Annotated in this window: 7 protein-coding genes; 5 read left to right on the top strand and 2 right to left on the bottom strand. The window is 73.1% G+C overall.

The window, feature by feature from the left end; translation table 11 throughout:
* Window positions 1–150: 150 nt before the first annotated feature.
* Entirely contained in the window at window positions 151–882 is a 732-nt protein-coding gene (locus ACFC51_RS34120) for a FadR/GntR family transcriptional regulator (protein WP_376381195.1), read from the bottom strand.
* An 82-nt stretch (window positions 883–964) separates the two neighbouring features.
* Complete coding sequence (locus tag ACFC51_RS34115) at window positions 965–1,240, bottom strand: hypothetical protein (protein WP_376381197.1); 276 nt, start codon at window positions 1,238–1,240, stop codon at window positions 965–967.
* Between the two features lie 207 nt (window positions 1,241–1,447).
* Here ACFC51_RS34115 and ACFC51_RS34110 point away from each other — a divergent pair, with 207 nt between their 5' ends.
* From ACFC51_RS34110 to ACFC51_RS34090, 5 genes are all read left to right on the top strand, one after another.
* On the top strand, window positions 1,448–2,401 hold the full coding sequence (locus tag ACFC51_RS34110; RefSeq protein WP_376381200.1) for a sensor histidine kinase: 954 nt from the start codon (window positions 1,448–1,450) through the stop codon (window positions 2,399–2,401).
* 2 nt (window positions 2,402–2,403) lie between these two features.
* The gene (locus tag ACFC51_RS34105; RefSeq protein WP_376381203.1) at window positions 2,404–3,075 is read left to right on the top strand and encodes a response regulator; all 672 of its coding nucleotides are present in this window, start codon (window positions 2,404–2,406) and stop codon (window positions 3,073–3,075) included.
* A 204-nt stretch (window positions 3,076–3,279) separates the two neighbouring features.
* Window positions 3,280–3,819, top strand: coding sequence for an ArsR/SmtB family transcription factor (locus ACFC51_RS34100; RefSeq protein ID WP_376381206.1), 540 nt, complete (start codon window positions 3,280–3,282; stop codon window positions 3,817–3,819).
* Between the two features lie 17 nt (window positions 3,820–3,836).
* Window positions 3,837–5,129, top strand: coding sequence for an MFS transporter (locus ACFC51_RS34095; protein WP_376532669.1), 1,293 nt, complete (start codon window positions 3,837–3,839; stop codon window positions 5,127–5,129).
* Window positions 5,130–5,318: 189 nt separating this feature from the next.
* Window positions 5,319–6,215 (top strand): DUF2510 domain-containing protein, encoded by an 897-nt coding sequence (locus tag ACFC51_RS34090; protein ID WP_376532621.1) that lies wholly within the window; start codon window positions 5,319–5,321, stop codon window positions 6,213–6,215.
* Window positions 6,216–6,485: the final 270 nt, after the last annotated feature.

Here is a 6,485-nt window from a genome sequence, read left to right as displayed (position 1 = left end):
GTTTTTGTGTGGGGTGTTTTTTTTTTTTTTTTTTGGGGGGGGGGGGGGGGGGGGGGGGGGGGGGCGGCCGGGGGGGGGGGGGGGGGGGGGGGGGGGGGGGGGGGCGCCCCCCCCCCCCCCCCGCCCCCGTTCGCCCCACACGTCCCGCCCCTACCGGGGCTCGTTCCCGTCGACCAGGGTTCCGTGGAGGCCCCGGATGTGCTCCTCGACCAGGTCGGCCGCCTCGCCGCCGCGCCCCTCGCGCACCAGCCGGAGGAGGTGTGCGTGCTGGGCGTTGAGCGCGCCCGCCGTCGCCGGCCAGTCGTCGGTCTCCTCCAGCGCGCGCAGGATCAGCGGGCGGACGGACTCGCGGACCGCCGAGGTGAGGGTGGAGGTGAGGGCGTTGCCCGAGCTCCCGGCGATCACCACGTGGAAGCGGGTGTCGAGGTCGTTGAATTCGGCGACGCCGACGTCCGGCTCGCCCATCCGCCGGACGAGTTCCGCCGCGGCGTCGAGGTCCTCGGCCCGGGCGTGGCGCGCGGCGGCCTCCCAGCTCGACCGCTCCAGCACGACCCTCGCCTCGAGGACGTCGTGCAGGCTGTAGCTGCCGAGCGCGAAGTGGAGGCGCAGCAGCCGCCCCAGCGCGTCGTCGGGGTTGCGGACGATGCGCGCCCCTGAGTCCGGGCCACGACCGGGCTGGGCGACCAGCACACCGATCGTCTCCAGCACCCTGAGCGCCTCGCGCAGCGCGGACCGGCTGACGCCGAGCACCGGCGCGAGCTCCCGCTCGGGCGGCAGGCGGTCGCCCGCCTTGAGCTCTCCGGCGAAGACCCGTTCCTCGATGCTCTGGAGCACCAGCTCGTGGGTACGGGACTGCCGTACGGGTTGCCACTCGACGGGCATCCGCTACTCCCTGCTCCGGGCGATTCGCATGTCCCGACTATGTCACACAGGACGTGTGGTCGGACCAAAGCGCCGAGGCGGCTCAACGGGGGCGCGGCGCCCTGTTCCGGTGCCTGCTCCGCTGGGGGTCGAGGAGCTGGCCGGCCATCCCGGCCACCACGAGCCCGGCGGCGATGAGCAGACCGTGGCCCATGGCGATACCCGCCACCAGGCCGACGACTCCGACGGCGAGCCACGCCCACGTCGGGCCCGGACGCCGTCCGCGCGGGACGTCCGCGCGTGCGGGGCCGTCGCCGCCGGTCCGGCTCCCGTGGCCGCGCGGACGGTCGTCGTGCCGGGGCATGTCGTGCCGGCGCATGGTGACTCCCTTCTCGATCGGGACCCGTCGGGTCCGGCTCCATCGTCGCCGCCCGAGGGCGCCGGGGACATGGGGGCCGGCACCCATCTTCGAGGGGGGCCGCCATGCAGACGCGGCCACGGGACGCTCGCGCGGCGGTGCACCCTCCCCGACCGGCGATAGTGGAGGCAGTCGCCCGAGTACCCGACCGAAGGAGGCCGTGCGGTCTTGTCCCTGTTCTGGCGCATCTTCCTGCTCAACGCGGCCGTTCTGGTCGCGGCCGGCGCGCTGCTGCTGCTCGGCCCGATCACCGTCTCGGCCCCCGTGGTGCTGACCGAGGCGCTGATCCTGGCCGGCGGCATGGCCCTGATGCTCGGCGCGAACGCGCTGCTCCTGCGGCTGGGTCTCGCCCCGCTCCAACGGGTCACCCGCGCGATGACGACCACCGATCTGCTGAGCCCGGGTCCGCGCCCCGAGGTCGCCGGCGAGGGGGAGGTCGCGGCGCTGATCGAGACGTTCAACAGCATGCTCGACCGCCTGGAGGCGGAGCGGGCGACGAGCAGCGCCCGCGCCCTCTGGGCCCAGGAGGCCGAACGCCGCCGGGTCGCACAGGAGTTGCACGACGAGGTGGGCCAGACCCTGACCGCGGTGCTGCTGGAGCTGAAGCGGGTCACGGGTCGCGCCCCGGAACCCCTGCGCGCCGAGCTGGCAGAGGTCCAGGAGATCACCCGGGGCAGCCTGGACGAGATCCGCCGGATCGCACGGCGCCTGCGCCCCGGCGTACTGGAGGAGCTGGGCCTGGTCAGCGCGCTGACGGCCCTGACCACCGAGACACCGACGCCGGCGGGGCTGACGGTCCGGCGCCGCTGGGAGAAGGACCTGCCTCCGCTCGGGGAGGAGGCGGAGCTCGTCGTGTACCGCATCGCCCAGGAGGCGGTCACGAACACCGTCCGGCACGCCCGGGCCACCCTGTTGGAGCTCTCCCTGCGGCGCAGCCCTTCCGGGGTGGAGCTGCGGATCAGCGACGACGGGCGGGGCCTCGGCGGCGCTCCCGAGGGCGCGGGCCAGCGCGGCATGCGTGAACGTGCGCTGCTCATCGGCGCCACCCTCGCTCTCGGCAGCGGTGCGACGGGCGGCACCGAGGTGCGCCTCGACGTACCCGTACGGAACGGAGACACCTGACCATGCCCCACTCCCCCGCCGGTTCCGGGCCGACCCGCATCCTGCTCGCCGACGACCATGCGCTGGTCCGCCGGGGGGTGCGGCTCATCCTCGACGGCGAACCGGACCTCCAGGTCGTCGCCGAGGCGGGCGACGGCGCCGAGGCCGTCGAGATGGCGCGGACGGAACGCCCGGACCTTGCCGTCCTGGACATCGCGATGCCCCGCCTGACAGGCCTTCAGGCCGCCCGCGAGTTGTCCCGGGTGATGCCGGAGCTGCGCATCCTCATGCTCACCATGTACGACAACGAGCAGTACTTCTTCGAGGCACTCAAGGCCGGCGCCTCGGGCTTCGTGCTGAAGTCCGTCGCCGACCGGGACCTCGTCGAGGCGTGCCGCGCGGCCATGCGCGACGAGCCGTTCCTCTACCCGGGCGCGGTCACCGCCCTCATCCGGAACTACCTGGACCGGGTCAGGGGCGGCGGCGACGTACCGGAGCGGGCGATCACCGAGCGCGAGGAGGAGATCCTCAAGCTGGTCGCCGAAGGCCACTCGTCGAAGGAGATCGCGGGCATGCTCGTGATCAGCGTCAAGACCGTCGAGCGGCACCGCGCCAACCTGCTGCAGAAGCTGGGACTGCGCGACCGCCTGGAACTCACCCGCTACGCGATCCGGGCCGGTCTGATCGAGCCGTGAGAAGGGGGCCCGGCGCCCCGGAACCCCGCGTGCCCGTACCCCTCACGGAGGCGGTACGGGCACACGCCGTCTCCGGGCGGTACCTCCCGGACACGGGACGGCCGGAGGGCTCCCCCATGGCGCGTCACGTGCGGAACAACCCACTCCGGAAGTCATCGCGGAATTCCCCTTGCGCAATGGTCAAGAAACGTTGACCATTGACGCATGCCTGATGACGAACTCCCTGAGACCTTCCACGTCTCCACCGACGAGCAGTTGCGCGCCGTCTCCAACCTCACGCGTCACCGGATCATGGCCACGCTCCGCTTCGAGCCCGCGACGATCACGCAGATCGCCGAGCGCATGGGCCTCGCGAAGGGGAGCTCCAGCTACCATGTGCGGCTGCTCGAGAAGGCCGGCCTGGTGAAGGTGGTACGGACGCGGAAGGTCCGGGGGGTCACCGAGCGGTACTACGCGATGGCCGCCCGGTCGATCGAGATGCCGGATCCGGGCGAAGGGGGGCCCGACGTGCTGATGCGGCACGCGGTGGCGGACCTCGAGGCATCGCCGGCGGACGGCGAGCGGCACGTGCGGATGGCGCATCTGCGGCTCACCGAGGAGCAGTTCGCTGAGCTGGGGGCACGGCTGGAGGCACTGGCGGACGAGTACCGGGAGCTGTCGGATCCGGCGCTTCCGGACGTGTCCCTGACCTTCGCACTGTTCCGGCCGGCACCGCACAAGCAGACCCAGGGGGACTCCGAGTGACGCTGCACGAAGGAAAGCTGCCGACCGGGTTCGGGCGGCTGTGGACGGCACAGACGGTGTCCTCGCTCGGGGACGGGGTGACGCATGCCGCGCTGCCGCTGCTCGCGTTGACGCTGACGCGGGATCCGATGGCGCTCGCCGTCGTCGCGGCCGCCGGGACGCTGCCCTGGCTGCTCTTCGGGGTGCTCGGCGGTGCGCTGGTGGACCGCTGGGACCGCCGGCGCACGATGTGGGTCGCGGACGTGGCCCGTGCAGCGCTACTCGCGGTACCGGCGGCAGCGGCCGTGCTCGACGTGCTGAGCATTCCGCTGCTCGCGGCCGTCGCCTTCCTGCTCGGCCTCGGCGGCCTCTTCTTCGACACGGCCGCCACGGCCTACCTGCCGGATCTGCTCGGCCGCGACTCCGTGCTCCTGGAGCGCGCCAACTCCCGTCTGCGCGGCACGCAGACCGCCGCTTCGGGCTTCGCGGGGCCCCCCTTGGGCAGCGCCCTGCTCGCCCTCGGGCGGGCGGTTCCGCTCCTCGCCGACGCGGTGTCGTTCGCGGTCTCCGCACTGCTCGTACGGTCGTTGCCCACCGCGCCCCGGCCCGTGCCGCAGGCCCGCGAGTCGCTGCTGCGCCAGGCGCGGGCCGGTGCCTCGTACGTGTTCCGGGATCAGCTGCTGCTCGGACTCGCGCTGCGTCCGGCGGTCGGGAACATCGCCTTCCTCGCCGTGGAGACCGTCCTCGCCCTCTTCGCTCACGACCGCCTCGGCATCGGCGCCTTCGGCTTCGGCCTGCTTCTCACCGCGGAGGCCACCGGGGGCCTTCTCGGAGCGGGCATCGCCTCCCTCCTCGGCCGCCGGCTCGGCACCGGCACCGCGCTGACCTGCACCGCCGCGGTCGAAGGGCTCGCCGTCCTGGGACTGGCCGCCGCCCCCGACGCGTACGTCGCCGGCCTCGCGCTCGCCGTCTGCGGAGCGGGCATGGGCGCCACGATGGTGCTCGCCCCCTCCCTCCGGCAGGCGATCGTCCCCGCCCATCTGATGGGCCGGGTCGCCTCGACCTCCCGCATGCTCGCCATGTGCGCCGCCCCGTTCGGCGCCTTCCTCGGCGGCTGGCTGGCCACCGCCTACGACGTGCGCACCCCGCTCTACGCCGCCGCATCCCTCCTCCTCGCCATGACCGCCCTCACGGCGACCATGACCAGCGACCGCCGGGTCGAAGCGGCGCTGCGTGCCGCGGCCCCGGCCGGGGAACCGGATGCCCCGGGCCTTCGGGATTCCGTTCAGCAGGCTGCCGTCCACGGCTCCGCGGAGTCGCCGGTCCGGTGAGCCCGGCCGGCCCTTCCATCCGCGACGCGATTCCGGTGACCTCAGCCGACAGCGGCTGGGGGATGCCGGGTTCGCCCGCGTCCACGGATCGCCTGCGTGCCGGCGGATGAGGCACCGCCACCTGTGACGTGACGACGACCACGCTGTGTGTTTCATACGATTCTCACCCAGTGCGCCTACGGTGCTCTCGTGACCCAGACGACCCCGCCCGGCTGGCATCCAGACCCCGGGCACTCAGGAATCGGCCCCCTTCAGGAACGCTGGTGGGACGGGAGCCGCTGGACCGACCAACTCCGGATACCTCCCGCGACGGTCAGGCGCCGTCGCATACGCATCGGCGCGGGCATCGCAGCGGGCATCGTCGTACTCGCGGCCGTCGGCGGCGGCGCGTATCTGCTGGGCGACCGTTCCGACGACTCCTCCGCCGCGGCACCCGCCCCCTCGGAGAGCCCCCGCCTCCCCGGCGCCCCGGGCGGCGGCGGACAGGACGGCGGGCAGGACGGAGGCCAGGGCGGCGGACAGGGCCCCGACCAGCAGCAGATGCCGCAGACCGAGGACGGGTACGCCACCGACGCGGCCAGCGGCATCAGCATTCCCGTCCCCGACGGCTGGACCGGCCAGTCGGGGCCGATCGGCGCCGGTGTGCAGACCGGCGAGTACGCCTGCCCCGGTGCCGAGTCGGAGACCTGCGTCCGCGGCGGAGTGACCTCCGCACCGGCCCAGGCCCTGAAGATCGACGCGACCACCGCGAAGGCCGCTGCCAAGGCCGACATCAAGGCCAACGCCGAGGAGTCGTACGGCGAGAAGATCTACGGCGGCATCACCTCGCACGAGGAACTCAGGTCCGAGGCCGTCACGGTCGCCGGGCAGAAGGGCTTCGCGGTGCGCTGGAAGGTGGTGACGAAGAACGGCGACGACGGATACGTCGAGTCGCTCGCGTTCCCCTCCCCCAACGTCAAGGGCATGCTGGTCGTCGTGCGCTCCGGCTTCGACATCAGCACCGAGGCACCGAAGCTCACGGTCCTGGACGACATCACCAAGGGCATCAAGGCGGCACGGGGAACGGGCTCCGGCCAGACCACCTGACGACAGGCCACAGACGCCTCGGAGGCCGTATCGGGAACATCCGATACGGCCTCCGGCCTTCGGAGAGCGAGGCGGTGGGCTGCCCTCCGGTGGTGCGTCAGGCCGTCGTGGCCGGCACCGGGCGTGCCGGGGGCCCCGGCACGGTCCAGGTCTCCCTGCCACGGAGCAGCGTGGACAGGTCGCCCTTGCCGTGCTGCTCGATCGCGGTGTCGAGCTGGTCGGACATGAGTACGTCGTAGACCGGGCGCTCCACACTGCGCAGGACGCCGA

Source organism: Streptomyces sp. NPDC055962 (genome assembly GCF_042270185.1).
GTDB lineage: Bacteria > Actinomycetota > Actinomycetes > Streptomycetales > Streptomycetaceae > Streptomyces.
This window is presented reverse-complemented; position numbering and strand designations above follow the sequence as displayed.